This window comes from Rouxiella silvae (assembly GCF_002093625.1).
Lineage (GTDB): Bacteria > Pseudomonadota > Gammaproteobacteria > Enterobacterales > Enterobacteriaceae > Rouxiella > Rouxiella silvae.
Window position 1 is genome coordinate 22318 of the sequence record NZ_MRWD01000037.1, and the last position, 16701, is coordinate 39018.

Genomic DNA, 16701 nt, shown 5'->3' on the forward strand with positions numbered 1-16701 from the left:
AACATTCAAGTTTAACTGACGAGAAAGACCCGCCAGACGGTAGGTGTTCTTATAAAGATAACACAGATTATAATTAACATTTTAATAACAACACAAAGTGTTAACTTAAGGAGTGGAAAGCTGCTTTGCCGGAAGGTTTATAAAGGGGATTGAATTTGAAATTGAGAACAATCTTACTCAAGCCGAAGGCCGCATCAGTGCTGCCTTCGGATAAAGCGATGAACGGCAGAGGTTATTTGTGTGGCAGTTTAACGTCTTTGAACAGCGCTTCAATGTCTTCGTTTGAACGCAGCGCAATAGCGCTGTCCACCACATCACGCGTGAGATGCGGCGCGAATCGCTGAATAAAATCGTACATGTAGCTGCGCAGGAAGGTGCTGCGACGGAAGCCGATTTTGGTGGTGCTATGGGTGAAAATATCGCTGGCATCGACAGTGACAAGGTCAGGATCCTGCACGGGATCAACTGCCATACTGGCAATCACACCAACGCCAAGACCCAGTCGTACATAGGTTTTAATGACGTCAGCGTCGGTTGCGGTAAATACGATACGTGGCGTAAGACCTGCGCGGTTAAACGCGGTATCCAGCTCTGAACGCCCGGTAAAACCGAAGGTATACGTCACTATCGGATACGACGCAAGCTCCTCGATGGTCACCTTGTCTTTACCTGCTAATGGATGATCTGGCTGAACCACAACCGCACGGTTCCAATGGTAACAAGGCAGCATAATGAGGTCATCGTAGAGGTGCAGCGCCTCGGTGGCGATGGCAAAGTCCGCATTGCCTTTAGAGACGGCTTCAGCAATTTGCGTTGGCGAGCCCTGATGCATGTGCAGAGATACACGCGGGTAGCGTTCAATAAAGCCCTTGATGACGTTAGGAAGGGCATAACGCGCCTGTGTGTGTGTCGTTGCCACATACAACGAGCCTTTATCTGGATAAGTGTGTTCACCGGCTACGGCTTTAATCGCATCAACTTTAGACAGCACCTCACGGGCGATACGGATAATTTCCTGTCCCGCAGGTGTAACCTGTGTGAGATGTTTACCGCTGCGGGCAAAAATCTGGATCCCAAGTTCATCCTCAAGCATGCGTACTTGTTTGCTGATGCCTGGCTGTGAGGTGTAGAGGCCTTCTGCCGTCGAAGAGACGTTCAGATTGTGATTAACAACTTCTACGATGTAACGCAGTTGCTGCAATTTCATATCTTATACCATCCTAGTTTTAAGCCCTGGCTACTTTCTTCACTCTCGTTGCTGGCAGAAAGGAACGGGGATCTCTTTATTGTATGGGCCGGTATTATTGGAGCCGGTTAATTCTAATAATGCATAAAAAGAATAGTTTATATAACAACTGTATCATTGTTCAATCAATTTTATCCGCTGCAAGTCTAGAAAAAGCTTAAGACTTCATAACACCGCGCGGTGAACATGATCCCGGCAATAAAGTCTAACGGTGATTGACCTTATTACCATAAAAAAACCAGCCATGGCGGCTGGTTTTTAAGTTTATTTTAACCTCAGGCGGCAAAAGCTTATTTTTTGCCTTCAACCCACTTGCCGTCAACGTAGAACGCTGACCAGCCAGTGGCTTTACCGTCTTTCTCGGAGGAAACGTATTGCTGCTTGGTCTTACGACTGAAACGCACCATAGACTTGTTGCCTTCTGGATCAGCGACTGGCGCATCGGCCAGATAGCTCAGTTTTTCAGGCAAGCGGTCTTTGAATCGCAACAACTCTTCCACTAACGGTGCGCGGGTTTCGCGTGATTTAGGGAAAGTATTCGCCGCAAGGAACACGCCAGCCGCCCCATCACGCAGCACGAAATAGGCATCAGACTTCTCGCAAGACAGCTCAGGCAGCGGAACGGGATCTTCCTTTGGTGGTGCAACATCGCCGTTGCGCAAAATCTTGCGCGTGTTTTTACAGGTCTCATTGGTACAACCCATGTATTTACCAAAACGCCCCAACTTCAGGTGCATTTCAGAACCACACTTGTCACACTCAACGATTGGACCGTCATAACCTTTGATGCGGAACTCACCCTCTTCGATTTCGTAACCATCACATTCTGGGTTGTTACCACAGACGTGCAGTTTACGATGGGTATCGATCAGGTAGCTGTCCATGGCTGTGCCGCACTTGGTACAGCGACGACGGGCACGCAGCGCATTAGTTTCGGCATCATCCCCCTCGAGGATGTTGAGAACTTCCGATTCCGGCACCAGGTTAATGGTAGTTTTGCAGCGCTCTTTCGGGGGTAAAGCATAGCCCGAACAGCCGAGGAAAACGCCGGTAGTCGCGGTGCGAATACCCATCTCACGGCCGCAGGTCGGACAATCAATGCTGGTCATCACCATCTGGTTAGGACGCATTCCGCCCTCTTCCGGATCTTTCTCGGCGGTTTCAAGCTGTTTGCTGAACTGAGCGAAGAAGTCGTCCAGAACGCCTTTCCATTCGGCCTGATTGTTAGCAACCTGGTCCAGCCCGTCTTCCATGCGTGCGGTGAAATCGTAGTTCATCAGCTCGCGGAAGTTATCTTCCAGACGATCGGTGACGATCTCGCCCATCTTCTCGGCATAAAAGCGGCGGTTCTCAACATGAACGTAGCCTCTGTCCTGAATAGTAGAAATGATCGACGCATAGGTGGAAGGTCGGCCAATGCCACGCTTTTCAAGTTCTTTAACCAGAGACGCTTCGCTAAAGCGCGCAGGCGGCTTGGTGAAATGCTGAGTAGGCAACAGCTGTTGCAGCTCAAGCGTACTCCCCACTTCAATAGGCGGCAGCGTGCGGTCTTCGTCGCCTTTACGCAAAGCTGGCATCACGTGAGTCCAACCGTCAAAACGCAGAGTACGGCCTTTGGCACGCAGTGAATAATCACCGGCCTTGACTGTCAGCGTGGTTGAATCGTACTGCGCTGGCATCATCTGACAGGCAACAAACTGACGCCAGATAAGCTGATACAGCCTCTGGGCATCGGCTTCCATATCTTTGAGTTGCTCAGACACCACGCTCACGTCAGAGGGACGAATGGCTTCGTGCGCTTCCTGCGAGTTTTCTTTGTTGCTGTACAAATTCGGCGCTTTCGGCAGATATTTGGCACCGAAGTTGTCGTTGATATAGCCACGCACCATTTCTACAGCGTCTTTGCTCAGATTGGTTGAGTCAGTACGCATGTAGGTAATGTGACCGGCCTCATACAGACGCTGGGCCATCATCATGGTCTTTTTCACGCCAAAGCTCAGACGCGTACTGGCCGCCTGCTGCAGCGTAGAAGTAATAAAAGGTGCACCCGGCTTGCTGCTTGTCGGTTTGTCTTCACGATCGACTACGTCGTAACGCGCTTTTTCAAGCAAAGCAACGGCAGCGTGAGTCTGTTCACGGTTAACCGGTTTGAAGGCTTTTTCGAGGTGATGAGTCACCTCCATTTGCAGCGCAATACTCTCTTTAGACTGGAGGTCGGCGTGCAGCTCCCAATATTCTTCGGGAACGAAAGCCTTGATCTCTTTCTCGCGCTCAACCACCAGACGCACGGCAACGGATTGAACGCGTCCTGCCGAAAGCCCACGGGCAATTTTTTTCCACAACAGCGGGGAGACCATATAGCCCACCACGCGGTCCATGAAGCGGCGTGCCTGCTGAGCATTGACGCGATCAATATTCAGTTCGCCCGGTTTTTCAAACGCCTGCTGAATGGCGTTTTTGGTAATCTCGTTGAAAACAACGCGACTAAAACGCTTATCGTCACCGCCAATCACTTCCCGCAGGTGCCAGGCAATGGCTTCCCCTTCGCGGTCAAGGTCGGTTGCGAGATAGATGTGGTCTGCTTTTTCCGCGAGCGCTTTTAGCTCGGCCACCACTTTTTCTTTGCCGGGCAGTATTTCGTACTGCGCTTCCCAGCCGTGGTAGGGGTCAACACCCATGCGATTAACAAGGGCCGTTTTCTCATCCTTTTTTACTTTTTTCTTTGTCTTTTCTTCGGTTGAGTCAGCGCTTTTTTTAGTCGCAGAACCGCTGGTTGGCAAATCGCGGATATGACCGACGCTGGACTTAACCACGTAGTCATTTCCTAAATATTTATTAATCGTTTTGGCTTTTGCCGGGGACTCAACTATTACGAGAGCTTTGCCCATAATTACCTTTTACCTAAATTATTCTTCTCGGAAAGAAGATTTTGTCTTGTTTATGCCGCGGCACATTTAATGTCTTTTTTTATATTGCGGCACTGAGTCAGGAGATCAACCATTTTTTTTCACCCTTCCCAACTGTCCTCCAGAGGCACAATCCAATAAAGTCTTGCGGATTGGAACCCGGACAGGGGTAAGGAAATCGCAATCATGGCACTTGGCAACCTTCGAGCGTAAACAAATAATTCCACCCTAAGCCAGAAAATGCCACACTCTACCTGATAAAAATTGCCACGCAACCTAATTAGCACGTAAATGCACTTTCTGCCAATCTGAACATTATATGCGCAATGTCAACAGACCTTGCCCACAGCGGGATTGCGGTCTTGTCATCGGCAGGATTACAATTAGATTAATGATTATTGTGAGAGGCACTTTTATGCAGACCCACACTGTGGCAATAAGTTCTGATGCACTACTTATAGAAGCAAATAAAGTTATTCGCCAGCATGAAGATTATCTCCAGGGAATGATAGCAACAGAAGTTGAACAAAAAGGCGAAGTTTTGGTTTTTCGTGGAGAATTCTTCCTCGATGAACAAGGATTACCCACCGTAAAAACAACTGCCGTCTTTAATATGTTTAAACATCTGGCCCATCTTTTTTCAGATAAATACCACCTGCAAAAATAGTTTATTTTTTCGTCAATACAATACGTCTATACATTAATAAAAAGACCTATTTTAGATGATAAAAAAAGGGACCAAAGTCCCTTTTAATAAACTCACAAAAGAGGTTTTTCGCCCCGCTGCAACCAGCGCAAAAACAGCCGATCCGCGCTTTCTGCTGCGCTACCGGTAAAGCGATCCATCATGCGTTTACGACGGGCATAGCGCACCGAGATAACTTCATGATTTTTCATTTCGGCGATCAGCAAATCGTCGCTGGTGCCAATCGCATCAACCAGACCTTTTTCTCGCGCCTGCGTTCCAAACCAGTGCTCACCGGTCGCCACAGAATCTATATCCAGAGACGGGCGATGTTCGTGCACGAACTCTTTAAACAACACGTGAGTTTCATTCAAGTCTTCACGGAATTTCTCACGGCCTTCCTCAGTATTTTCGCCAAACAGCGTTAAGGTACGCTTGTACTGGCCGGCGGTGTGCAGCTCAACGTCAATATTGCTCTTTTTCAGCAAACGGCTGAAATTGGGAATTTGTGCGACTACGCCGATAGAGCCAATAATGGCAAAAGGCGCAGCGACGATACGGTCGGCAACGCAGGCCATCATATAGCCACCGCTGGCGGCTACTTTATCAACCGCCACCGTCAAGCGAATGCCAGCCTGAGTTAACCTAGCCAGCTGCGAGGACGCCAAACCATAGCCGTGCACGACGCCACCAGGGCTTTCCAGGCGCAGTAGCACTTCATCCTGCGGGGTGGCAACGGCAAGAATCGCCGTGATTTCTTCACGCAGCGAGGTCACTTCGTGCGCGTCCATGCTGCCTTTAAAATCGAGCACGTAAATACACGCCTTGCCTGGTGTACCGCCCGTTTTTGCCTGCTGTTTTTTAAGTTTAGATTCGGCTTTTTCTTGTTTTTTGAAGGCTTTAATGCTGATTTTTTGCTCAGCGGGTGTCAGGCGCGCAGTACGCATCTCACGCTGCATTTCACGATATTCTTCACCTAAATCCGTCAGGCGAAGCTCACCTTTGCCTGATGATTTACGCTGGCGGAGTCCGACAAACAGCACCACGAGAGCGCCAATGGCCACCACAATTGTGACAATTTTGGCTAAAAACAGCCCATACAGAGAGAGTAAATCCACAAATACCGCCTTTTAACATTCTGATAAGATACAAAGTTCATTCTAGACAATCGTTGTCAATGCGTCTTGCCTGAAAGGGCCCTGAAAACCAAGAGACACTGCATTTTCGCGTTTATTGCGTAAAGATGTTTAAACATGATGCGTCTGTGATTCAATTTTGTTACAAATGATCTGCAACAAAGTGGGTTAATCATTGAATGTCATGTCCATTTCAGGCATATAACAGCAATTATTAATCCATTTTTAAGAAAATTTCTGTCAATTCGTTTATTCACGGTTGAGGTCATTGCTCCCTGTAAACGAGTTGTATTGATGCGTTGAAGGCCTTTGCCTCCGCGTCCCGACACCTTATATAGAGGACATTTCCGTGCACTATCATCCTAAATCTGACTTGCTCCGCCAACGTATTATCCTGGTCACTGGTGCCGGTGACGGCATTGGTCGCGAAGCCGCACTGACCTACGCCCGCTTTGGTGCGAAGGTTATTTTACTCGGCCGCACGGAAAGCAAATTGCTCAAAGTTCAGCAGGAGATTACCGATAGAGGTCTGCTTCCAGCCGAGGTTATCACACTTGATTTGCTGCACGCCTCTCAGCAGGACTGCCATCAGGTCGCAGAACGTATCGCCCAATGGGTGCCTCATCTCGACGGCGTGCTGCACAACGCAGGCCTGCTGGGCGAAATCGTTCCGGTTAAAAATATCCAACTTCAAGACTGGCATGACGTGATGCAGGTTAACGTTAATGCGGCCTTTATGCTGACGCAAAGCCTACTGCCTTTGCTGTTAAAATCTCACAGTTCCTCTCTGGTCTTTACCACCTCCAGCGTGGGGCGCGAAGGCCGCAGTGGCTGGGGGACCTACGCGGTGTCAAAATTTGCCACCGAAGGGTTAATGCAGGTGCTGGCCGATGAGTATAAACAGACCAACTTACGCGTTAATTGCATCAATCCGGGTGGAACACGCACCAGTATGCGGGCATCGGCGTTCCCGAAAGAAGACAGTCAGAAACTCAAAACGCCGGCTGATATCATGCCACTTTATCTTTACTTAATGGGTGATGACAGCCGCCGTAAAACCGGCATCAGTTACGATGCACAGCCCGGCCGTAAACCCGGTGCAGCCGAATAAGTCGAGTAAAAAAGATGAGCACAGATCGCCACCAGCAGCGCCAGCAGAAACTAAAAGAACAGGTTGATGCCCGCATCGACGCTGCCAAAGAAGCACGCGGCATTTTGATAGTCTTGACCGGCAACGGCAAAGGTAAAACAACCGGCGCTTTCGGCACCGTGACTCGCGCAGTAGGACACGGCCAACGCGCGGGCGTTATTCAGTTTATCAAAGGTGAATGGCCCAACGGCGAGCGTAATCTGCTAGAGCCGCACGGCGTTGAATTTCAGGTAATGGCGACCGGTTTTACTTGGGAAACGCAGAATAAAGAGACGGATACCGTAGCCTGTCAGGCCGTTTGGCAGCATGGAAAACGCATGCTTGCCGATGCCTCGCTAGAGTTAGTGGTGCTCGATGAACTGACCTATATGGTCAGTTTCGGCTACCTCGACCTGCAGGAAGTGATTGATGCACTGAATGCAAGGCCTTCGCACCAGACGGTCATTATCACCGGACGAGGCTGTCATCGAGAACTGCTTGAGCTGGCCGACACCGTCAGTGAACTGCGTCCAGTAAAACACGCCTTTGATGCAGGAATTATGGCCCAGCAAGGCATTGACTGGTAACCTCGTTGCTAAGAGACGGACCAAAAAAAACCGCAGCTTCTGGCCGCGGTTTTTGTTTTGATCAAGCTTGCGGTATTAACGCTTGGCCGGACCGTTGCTGCGACGAGATGGCGCAACCTGCGTGTGGCGTTTAACCGCACGGCGGATCTGATTGGCTTTAACACGACGACGATCGCGCTCGACCGGCATCTTGCTTACCGTCTCTTCGTTCATTTCAACTAACTGACGCAGATAGTTGATGTCCGGCAGATCCAGCTCTTTATAACCGCCGCGAGGCAGGCCTTTAGGCAGGTTCAAGTCACCGTAGCGAACGCGGATCAAACGACTAACCTGAACGCCGACGGCTTCCCACAGACGACGAACCTCGCGGTTGCGGCCCTCGGTCAGCGTCACGTTATACCACTGGTTCAGCCCTTCTCCACCCTGGTATTTAATGGTGCGGAAAGCAGCAGGGCCGTCTTCAAGCTGCACGCCACGGCTCAGCTGTTTAATTTTTTCATCGTCAATCTGACCAAATACGCGCACAGCATATTCGCGTTCAACTTCACGGCTTGGATGCATCAGGCGGTTAGCCAACTCACCGTCAGTGGTGAACAGCAGCAGACCTGAAGTGTTGACGTCGAGACGGCCTACGGCAACCCAGCGTGAACCGCGCATTTTTGGCAGCCTGTCGAACACGGTCGGACGGCCTTCAGGATCGCTGCGAGTACAGAGTTCGCCTTCTGGTTTGTAGTACGCCAGTACGCGGCAGACGGTGTCCTGAGCTTCAATGATTGACAACACGTGGCCATCAAGACGGATCTTGGTGCCGGCCGTCATTTCAACGCGGTCGCCGAGGGTAGAAATTTTACCGTCAACGCTGACGCGTCCAGCCTGGATCATCGCTTCAACTTCACGACGAGAACCATGACCTGCACGCGCGAGAACTTTCTGCAGCTTTTCGCTTTGCAGACCTTCGCCATCGTCGACAGAGTTCTTGGGCTTTTCGTATTTCGGTGCGTCATCGACTTCTTCATCGCTGACTTTTTTAACGATCAGGGATTCACTGCGCGGCTTGTTAGTGCGCGGCTTATCGCCCTGTGGTTTGCCGTTACGCGGCTTGTCGCTGCGTGACTTGTCGGTGCGAGCATTGGCTGCACCTGATTTCTCCGCCGTGGACTTTCCACCGCGGGCAGTTTCTATACGGGATTTTTCGGCGCCGGGCTTTTTGCCGCGCGGCTTGTCTGAATCGCTGCGCGACGAGCGTGGCTTATCAGATGAAAATTTATCGTTTCTTTGCTTATTGGAATTAAACTTCTCGCTCATTGAGCAGCCTCTTTTGTCGCCTTCACAGGCGTCATTGTCTATTCTACTTTCAAAAAGTTACGGCAATTTTGGCCCTAACTCTATAATCTGTCACACATTATTGAGTCAAACATGCCACTAAAAGTGTCACGCCTGACGCTGCGCAAGCGAGCATATTACATCAATTTTAAGCTAAAAGATTCCTCTAAAACCAACGGGATTTACTGACTTACTTTTGAAATCGCCCAAACATTTTATAACGTCCACCCGGATAGAGCAGTCGTGCGCAGGTCACGACTTTTTCCTGATGCCAAGTGCGGCGCAGTATTTGCAAGCAGGCTTCGGTGTTGCTGATTTTCAGCAATCGCTGTTCTTCGTCATTGGCGATGACTGCTTCAACGGTATGCTCACCCGCCGTTAAAGGCGCTAACTGTGAAAGATAGGCAAATGGCGTAGTTTTGGTGAAGTCCTGCTGCAAATAAAGCGGCGCGACTTCCGGGTTAACCACCCTGTCTTCCAACTGTACCGGATTATCATTTTCATAGTGCACAATCACCGAATGAAACAATTGACTCCCCGGGCGGAGATTGAATTGAATCGCCTGACTGTCGCTGGCCGTTTGTTTTTGCACCCGTAAAACCCGCGAGGTGTGAAAATGCCCGCGGCTCTTTATTTCATCTGAAATATTACTGACTTCAAGCATCGGCGTGAATGCTTTAATCTCATTAACGAAAGTGCCGACACCTTGTAAACGCAGCAGATATCCTTCAGTGGATAACTCCCGCAGTGCACGATTAATCGTCATCCGGCTAAACCCAAGCTCAGAGACCAATTCACTTTCGGACGGCACGCGCTGATGTGGCTGCCAATGCCCGTGAAGGATCTGATTGATAATGCCCTGCTTAACCTGCTTGTAGAGCGGAGAAGGTTCATCACTGGTCTCTGCAATCACCTCTGATAACGTTTTATTTGCTGACATTATTCTCACCTTCCGTTGTGCACTGCGAGCGCTTCGCGAATACGTTGTTCACTGACAAATCAGTCGCCCGTAAATTTCCCCTGCTCTTTCGCCGACAGCGCTCTCATACCTTCGTTTCTGTCTTCACTGGCGGCAATTAGCGCCGAAAGCGAACGCTCGTAGCTGACACCCGCCGTTAAACTCATATCAAAACTGGCGAGCACGGCGCGTTTTGCCATCATATTTGCCAACGGCGAGGCACGGCAAATGTTCTGAGCAATTTTTAATGCCTGATTTATCAGTTGGTCTGGGGCAGTAATCCGGCTAATTAAACCAAACGACAGCGCTTCATCGGCATTTAATTTACGTCCCGCGAGGATCATTTCCATTGCCAGAGATTTTCCGACCGCTTTCACCAGCCTCTGGGTGCCTCCCGCACCGGGAATAATACCAATTTGCGTTTCCGGTAAGCCGAAAATGGCGGTCTCATCGGCAATCACTATATCGCACAACAGAGCCAACTCAAGGCCACCGCCCAATGCATAGCCGGATAACGCCGCAACGATCGGGGTATTCATGGCCGCAATGCGGTCCCAATTTTCACTAAAACCGCTGGTATAGAGTGCAATTGCCGAGGCGGTTGCCAGCGTTCCAGTATCGGCTCCGGCGGCAAATGCGCGCGGAGATCCGGAAATAACTACCGCACGGGTGAATTTATCGGCATCTAGCTCAAGCAACGTGTTCAATAGTTGAGTGAGCATCTCTGCGCTGAGGGCGTTTAATTTCTCGGGTCGGTTGAGGCCGATGTGCGCGACCCCCTGATGATGCTCGCAGGTGATAAACTCACTCATGATTTTTGCATCCCGTTGATTGAGCGAACGGTGGCGTTGCGGTGCTGCAGGCCTTGCTCGATGTCTTCTGCGCTCCAGCGGTAAAATCCCTCTCCACTTTTAGTCCCGAGTTTTCCCTGTTCAATTCGCTGCAGCAGCCACGGCGGCAAAACATCTTCATTGGACAACTCAGATAATAAAATTGCGGCCACGTTCTTCACCGTATCCAGCCCCGCGAAGTCCATCAGTTTAAGTGGACCCATTGCCGACCAGCGCGGAGCCAGCGTGCTTTGCACCGCGAAATCGACATCTTCAATGCTGGCGATCCCGGCGGTAACCAGATGCAGAGCCTCGCGCAGCATGGCGTACTGTAGTCGGTTGACAATAAATCCCGGCGCTTCCTTATTAATGGTCACCGTTTGCTTGTCGAGCAGCGCGCAAAGGGCCTTGGCCTGCTTACGGGTCTCTTCGTGTGTTTCAGGACCGCAGACAATTTCAACCATCGGCATCACGTCTGCGGGATTGAACCAGTGCAAACCAATAAATCTGGCGGGCGTAGCCAAGACTTTGGCAATCTGCCCCACCGGCACACTGGAGGTATTGGTGGTCAGCAAGCAGTCGTCGCTGACGTGTTTTTCAATCTCTTGAAACAGCTGCTGTTTAAGCGTCAAAACCTCCGCAATGTTCTCGGAAACAATTTTTGCGCCCTGTAAACATTCACGTAAAGAGGTGGTGAAGATGACGGACGAAGCCAGCCCTGACTGAATGCTGTCGATCACTTTTTGCGCATTGTGCAGCGATTGCTCCGTGCGCGAATAAAGAGAAACCTTAAAGCCCTTGGCGGCGAATACGGCGGCGATCCTTGCCCCCATGGTGCCCGCACCAATCACTGCGATTTGCATTGATTCCATTGACTCTATCCTCACCTAAATGACGCCCTGCTGCTGAAGTTTATCCATCTCCGCCGTTGAAAGACCAAGCCTTTCACCGAGGATTTCACGGGTATGTTCACCCAAACGTGGGGGCATTAAATCGGGTAGCTCAGTCATGCCGCTCATTTTTACCGGCTGCGGTAAAATAGTCACTTCACCGGCAACCGGATGAATAACCTGATGTAATAATCCCCGTTCGACCACGTGCGGGCTTTTCAATACTTCATCCAGTCCCCAAACCGGCGCGGCAGGAATACCAAATTGGTCGAGTAACGCCAGCGCTTCAACGATTGATTTATCGTGTAACCACGCTTCAATCAGCACCCGCAGTTCGTATTGATGTTTGAGCCGCTGCGGATCAGTGGCAAAACGTGCGTCTTGCGTCAGCTCGGGTTTGCCGATGGAATCGGCCAGACGACGGAAAAGGCTGTCATTGGCTACCGCGATCACCAGATAGCCATCGGCGGCGCGATAGCTGTCCATCGGTGCGCTGATCGGATGCGAGTTGCCCAAGCGTCCGGCTAACGGCATTCCGCCCAGCAACTGGGTCAGCGAAACCATTTGCATCGAGACCATGGCATCGAGCATGGCAACATCAACGTGCTGCCCCAGGCCAGTTTTGCCGCGTTGCAGCAGCGCCGCCAGGATCCCCCATGAGCAGTAAAGACCAGAGACCACGTCGCCAATTGCGTCCCCCACCCGCGTCGGTTCGCCGTTTGCCCAGCCTGTGACCTGCATGATGCCGCCCATCGCCTGGATCACGTGGTCATAGGCGGCCTTGTGTGCCAGCGGCCCCTGCTGACCAAAGCCGGAAATACTGGCGTAAATGAGCTTCGGGTTGATCTTGTTAACCGCGTCGTAGTCGAGGCCGAGACGTGCAGTCACGCCGGGACGAAAGTTTTCGACCAACACGTCAGCGCTCTCGATAAGCTGCTCTAACAGGGCGCGGCCTTCGGGCGATTTCAGATTCAGCGTCAGGCTTTTTTTACCGTGATTAAGCAACATGAAATAGGTGCTTTCGCCGTTGAGATGCGGCGTAAAAGCGCGGGAATCGTCACCGGTTTCCGGCATTTCAATTTTGGTGACTTCCGCGCCTAAATCATTGAGCAAAGAGGCGCAGTAAGGACCGGCCAGCACGCGTGAGAGATCCAGAACCTTCACCCCTTGAAGCGGACGAGAAGCGTTGTGGGTGGTCATGCTGATTCTCCATTGACGGCTGTCGGGAAAATAATCGGTTTGAGTGCCTGATAAATGTCCCCTTGCTTAATCAACTCGCGCACGGCCAGCATGTCCGGGTACATTTCTGTGTCACTTTGCCTGAACGCCACCCGTTGACGAACCCGCGCAAGCACCAATTCAGTTCCGGCAGAGGCGCGCAGCGGTCGGTGAAATTCCACCGCCTGAGTGGCGCATAAAATTTCTATCGCCACGATATCAATCGCATTTTCAACGGCATCAATTGCATTGCGAGCCGCCGTAACGCCCATGGAAATGTGGTCTTCCTGTCCGGCACAGGTCGAAACGGTATGCACGCTGGCAGGAGCCGCCAGCGCCCGATTCTCACCGGCCAGCGCCGCAGCGGCATAGGGCGGGATCATCATGCCTGAATTCGCCCCGCCGTCGGCCACTAAAAAGGCGGGTAAACCGCTCAGATGACTGTTGGTAAGACGATCGGATCGCGCCTGCGAACCGGTGCTCAGCTGTGCAATGGCAATGGTCAGCGCGTCGAGACACAGTGCCACCGGCGCGCCGTGTCCATTGCCGCCAGGCAGCACGTTAAGCTCGCCGTCTTCAATCATAAACACCGGGTTGTCAGTGACTGAGTTAACCTCGGTGGTCAGTATTTTCTGGCAATAGCTCAGCACATCGCGCACCGCACCGTGGATTTGCGGAATACAACGCAGGCTCAGTGCATCTTGCACTCGGAAGTCGCGATACTTGTCGAGGATCTCGCTGTCGCTAAGTAAACATCGCAGTATGCGCGCCGTTTCCTGCTGCCCCTTGTGCGGGCGCAGTGCATGAAGACGTGCATCATATCCACGAATGTTACCCTTCAACACTTCAAGGCTCATGCCTCCGGCAGCATCGGCCACAGGAACCAGCGCACTTAAGGATCCTGCGGCCAGACAACCCAGCGCGGTAATTTCATAGGTTCCACTGACCAACGCATGCCCTTCACGCGGGCCGGGGATGCGTACGGCAATCCCCGCCCGTTCCAGCGCCTCTCTTGCTGGTAAAAGTTCGCCCAGATAGTATGATTTCCCATAGCCGAACACCGACAGCCCGATATGTGCGGTGGCTATCAGATACCCCACCGACCCTTTAGCGGGTGACCAGGGAACCACGCCTTTATTGAGCATCTCGGCCATAGTTTGCACCAGCGAGGGACTCACGCCGCTAAACCCCTGCAACAGTGATTTAATCATCACCGCCATCATAGCTCGGACTTCATGCTGCGCCAGAACCGGCCCAATACCGCAGGCATGACTTTTCAACATGTTGAGCTGAACGTCAGAAATCTGCTCAGGGGATAAACGCTGGGTAACCAAATCCCCCACGCCGGTGGTCAGCCCGTAGATCACTTTATTGTCTGCAATTGCCTGGCGGATTTTTTCATGAACGTTCAGCATGCCATCCAATGCCGACGCCTCAAGCAATACCTCGGCGCCGTAGGCAATTGCAGCAATCTCGCTGACTGAGGTTTCGGCGGTACCTAATGTGACGGATTGAGTCATTATTTATCCAGACCGTGTTGAGTCAGCCACTCTTTAGCGACGACGTCGACGCTCACGAAATTAGCCAGCTTGCCGTTCATGTCGATCAGGTCGCTGGTGGTCAACTGTTTGGAAACGGCGTTAAGGGTTTGTTCAACCACAGCGCTGTCTTTGTCTTTGGCAATCAAAGGTACGATGTTTTGCGCAGGGAACAGGTGCTTGGAATCGGTCAATGCCACCAGATTTTTAGTTTTCATCGCAGGGTCGGTTGAGGTCATATCTGCCGCCTGAATCTGATTATTGGTCAGTGCTGACAGGGTAAGCGGGCCCGCAACGTCAAGAACTTTAAAATTTTTAAAAGTAAGGCCGTAGACTTCGTTCAGCCCCTTCACACCTTCACGACGGGTTTTCCACTCTGCCGGGCCACCCAGCACGAGGGTTTTAGCAACCGGTGACAAATCACTGATGTCTTTCAGATTAAATTTCTTCGCCGTTTTCTCGGTGACGGCCAGCACATCGCTGTCTTGGGCTGAAGAAATCTCGAGCATCTTTATTTTTGCGGGCAACGCTTTCGCCAGCGCGGCCGCCACATCTTCAGGAGCATGCGCCTGCGCTTTCTCGTCGAGATAGCTCAGCGTTGCGCCGCTGTATTCGGGGATCAGATTAATCGAACCGTCGAGCAACGCAGGCATGTACACTTCACGGCTGCCGATGTTTAGCTTGGTTTCTACTTTCACGTGTTTAGCTGCCAGCGCCTGCTGATAAATGGTGGCAATCAGCTGGCTTTCCGGGAAGTCTGCTGAACCGATAATTATTGTGCCTGTGGCTTCAGCGGCAAAAACTGCCGGGGCATGAACGACAACGGCTGAGAACAGTGCAACGGTGAGCAAATTTTTCAATTTCATTTTGTCAGGCTCCGATAATGAATTATTAGATGGATTAACTGTTCGATAAAGAAGGTGTTTTCCGACGACGGCGTTGCCGCTGCCGTATTCCTGGTGAGACCATTAAACGAATTAAAAAAGAGAATAAAACATCAACCAGTAACGCTAAAATTCCAACCATTACGGCACCCGAAACCATTTGTGGGTAATCATTCTGGGCGCGGCCGTCAATAATCAGACGTCCTAAGCCGCCGAGAGAAACATACGCGGCGATGGTGGCAGTCGAGATTATTTGTAATGCAGCACTTCTAATACCGGATAATATGAGCGCCAGCGCACAGGGAATTTCAACCGTAAGCAATAATTTCCACGGTGAATATCCCATGCCAATAGCCGCGTCTATTATCGAGGGGTCAATGGCCCTGATTCCCGAGTATACGCCCATCATTATCGGTGGCAGCGCAAGCACAATCAGTACGATAAGACACGGAACAATAAAGGCCAGATCCGATTCAAACACCGGACCAAAAATAATGACCAGTAGAATAATCAGACCAAATGACGGCAGTGCGCGCATAGCATTGGCACTGCCAATTAATAAGGTTGCCCCTTTACCTGTATGTCCAACATAACAACCGACGGGAAAAGCAATAATGACCGCCGCGGCCAACGCTTCGACGCTATAGATCAGATGCTGAAAAATAAGCATCAATAAACCATCGTCGTTTAACCAATGCGCAGAGTCGAGAAGCCAGCTAATCATTTCGCACTCCTTTTCGGTTGCCAGCGGGTCATTTTATTGCCGGTACGCAGGACAAGGTTGTCCAGCACCAAAGCCAACATAATGCACAGAAAAATACCGGCGATAATCGGCGTCAAGAAATGCAGTTGAAAACCCTGAGTAAATAACGCACCCAGCTGTGGCATACCCACCAGCGCCGATATGGATACAATACTGACGTTAGACACCACAACCACCCGCATCCCTGCTGCAATCACCGGCACTGCCAACGGCAGTTCAACGCCGATAAACCGCTGCACGGGACGGTATCCCATCGCGGTCGCCGCCTGATGTGTTTCGGGCGGAACAGAATCCAGCCCGTCGCAAACGGTGCGAATAAGGAGTGCAAAGGCATAAATTGTTAATGCAACCACGACATTAACGGTATCGAGAATTTTGGTACCCAGCAGCCCAGGAAGTAATACAAATAATGCCAGAGAAGGAAGGGTATACAGCAGCCCGATTATATTAAGGATACCGTCTTTAAATTTCCCGCAGCGCTGTAGCAACCCGCCCACTGGAATAGCCAAAGCCAGGCCAATAAATACCGGTACAATAGACAAATAGATATGCCATCCCAGCAGCATTACTATATTGTCCCTTTGCTCAAACAACCAATCGAAGCGCAT

15 protein-coding genes are annotated in these 16701 nt (G+C 51.0%); 3 read left to right on the plus strand and 12 right to left on the minus strand.

Translation table 11 applies throughout. The annotated features are described in order from the left end of the window. Positions 1-232 precede the first annotated feature (232 nt). Together cysB and topA are read right to left on the minus strand one after the other, a co-directional pair. Positions 233-1207: an HTH-type transcriptional regulator CysB gene (gene cysB / locus BS639_RS15385; RefSeq protein ID WP_055770546.1), complete on the minus strand. Its 975-nt coding sequence runs from the start codon at positions 1205-1207 to the stop codon at positions 233-235. A gap of 329 nt (positions 1208-1536) precedes the next feature. Further along, entirely contained in the window at positions 1537-4134 is a 2598-nt protein-coding gene (gene topA, locus BS639_RS15390; RefSeq protein ID WP_055770543.1) for a type I DNA topoisomerase, read from the minus strand. A gap of 433 nt (positions 4135-4567) precedes the next feature. Between topA and BS639_RS15395 the strand changes: the two genes are divergently transcribed. Continuing rightward, complete coding sequence (locus BS639_RS15395) at positions 4568-4819, plus strand: YciN family protein (RefSeq protein WP_055772396.1); 252 nt, start codon at positions 4568-4570, stop codon at positions 4817-4819. Positions 4820-4911: 92 nt separating this feature from the next. On the opposite strand, the gene sohB is transcribed toward BS639_RS15395, so the two are convergent. After that, a complete protein-coding gene (gene sohB / locus BS639_RS15400; RefSeq protein WP_084983540.1) occupies positions 4912-5955 on the minus strand; it encodes a protease SohB in 1044 nt (347 codons plus the stop codon). Positions 5956-6322: 367 nt separating this feature from the next. Between sohB and BS639_RS15405 the strand changes: the two genes are divergently transcribed. Next, positions 6323-7084 (plus strand): YciK family oxidoreductase, encoded by a 762-nt coding sequence (locus tag BS639_RS15405; RefSeq protein ID WP_084983541.1) that lies wholly within the window; start codon positions 6323-6325, stop codon positions 7082-7084. Between the two features lie 14 nt (positions 7085-7098). Then, positions 7099-7689 (plus strand): cob(I)yrinic acid a,c-diamide adenosyltransferase, encoded by a 591-nt coding sequence (cobO, locus tag BS639_RS15410; protein ID WP_084983542.1) that lies wholly within the window; start codon positions 7099-7101, stop codon positions 7687-7689. Positions 7690-7764: 75 nt separating this feature from the next. Here cobO and rluB read toward each other — a convergent pair whose 3' ends face one another. The 9 genes from rluB to BS639_RS15455 all read right to left on the minus strand — a co-directional run bounded on the left by rluB (position 7765) and on the right by BS639_RS15455 (position 16701). Further along, on the minus strand, positions 7765-8640 hold the full coding sequence (gene rluB / locus BS639_RS15415; RefSeq protein ID WP_173882102.1) for a 23S rRNA pseudouridine(2605) synthase RluB: 876 nt from the start codon (positions 8638-8640) through the stop codon (positions 7765-7767). 562 nt (positions 8641-9202) lie between these two features. After that, positions 9203-9952, minus strand: coding sequence for a histidine utilization repressor (gene hutC, locus BS639_RS15420; protein WP_084983543.1), 750 nt, complete (start codon positions 9950-9952; stop codon positions 9203-9205). Between the two features lie 59 nt (positions 9953-10011). Further along, a complete protein-coding gene (locus BS639_RS15425) occupies positions 10012-10782 on the minus strand; it encodes an enoyl-CoA hydratase-related protein (RefSeq protein WP_084983544.1) in 771 nt (256 codons plus the stop codon). Continuing rightward, positions 10779-11672, minus strand: a complete 894-nt coding sequence (locus BS639_RS15430; protein WP_084983545.1) for a 3-hydroxyacyl-CoA dehydrogenase family protein — start codon at positions 11670-11672, stop codon at positions 10779-10781. Before BS639_RS15430 ends, BS639_RS15425 begins: the two co-directional genes overlap by 4 nt. A 15-nt stretch (positions 11673-11687) precedes the next feature. After that, complete coding sequence (locus tag BS639_RS15435) at positions 11688-12890, minus strand: CaiB/BaiF CoA transferase family protein (protein WP_084983546.1); 1203 nt, start codon at positions 12888-12890, stop codon at positions 11688-11690. Further along, a complete protein-coding gene (locus tag BS639_RS15440) occupies positions 12887-14431 on the minus strand; it encodes an HAL/PAL/TAL family ammonia-lyase (RefSeq protein WP_084983547.1) in 1545 nt (514 codons plus the stop codon). Before BS639_RS15440 ends, BS639_RS15435 begins: the two co-directional genes overlap by 4 nt. After that, positions 14428-15312: an ABC transporter substrate-binding protein gene (locus BS639_RS15445; protein WP_084983548.1), complete on the minus strand. Its 885-nt coding sequence runs from the start codon at positions 15310-15312 to the stop codon at positions 14428-14430. The genes BS639_RS15440 and BS639_RS15445 overlap by 4 nt, the downstream gene beginning before the upstream one ends. Before the next feature lie 34 nt (positions 15313-15346). Continuing rightward, positions 15347-16054 carry an ABC transporter permease gene (locus tag BS639_RS15450; protein ID WP_055770511.1) on the minus strand — a complete coding sequence of 236 codons (708 nt, stop codon included), beginning with the start codon at positions 16052-16054 and terminating at the stop codon, positions 15347-15349. After that, entirely contained in the window at positions 16051-16701 is a 651-nt protein-coding gene (locus BS639_RS15455) for an ABC transporter permease (protein ID WP_084983549.1), read from the minus strand. The genes BS639_RS15450 and BS639_RS15455 overlap by 4 nt, the downstream gene beginning before the upstream one ends.